Origin of the sequence: Streptomyces sp. DH37 (assembly GCF_029813835.1) — a bacterium.
In the GTDB taxonomy this organism is placed as follows: Bacteria; Actinomycetota; Actinomycetes; order Streptomycetales; family Streptomycetaceae; genus Streptomyces.
The window spans coordinates 1-399 of sequence record NZ_JARVKV010000233.1 but is presented as its reverse complement, the minus strand read 5'-3'; the positions used below and the strand labels follow the sequence as shown (position 1 = coordinate 399).

Annotated in this window: 1 protein-coding gene; it reads left to right on the top strand. The window is 70.2% G+C overall.

Annotated features, from left to right (window positions below; all coding sequences use genetic code 11):
- Window positions 1-399, top strand: a 399-nt coding sequence (locus QC029_RS30815; RefSeq protein WP_279559132.1) for an AMP-binding protein, incomplete at both ends; no start/stop codon positions are given.

Here is a 399-nt window from a genome sequence, read left to right as displayed (position 1 = left end):
CCGCTGTCCAGCGTCCGGTACTACAGCAGCACCTTCGACGCCATCCACCCGCGCACCAACCAGCGGCTGCTGGCCGCCTCCAGGCGTCCCCGGCCCCTCCTGGTCCAGCTCTACGGCCAGAGCGAGACCGGTCCGATCTCGGGCGCCTGGGACACCAGGAAGACCGCCGCGCGCAACGACGGCCGCGATGTCGGCTACGTGCTGCCGGGCTTCATCAAGCTGCGCGTGGTCGACGAGAGCGGCAGGCCCGTCGCCAGGGGCAAGTCCGGCCACCTCGCACTGCGCGGCCGCGGCCGCATCATGACCTACCTCGGCGAGCACGAGCGCTTCCTGAACAACTTCAACGACGGCTGGTGGCGGCTGGGGGACATGGGTTACCTCGGCAGGTTCCGCAAGCTG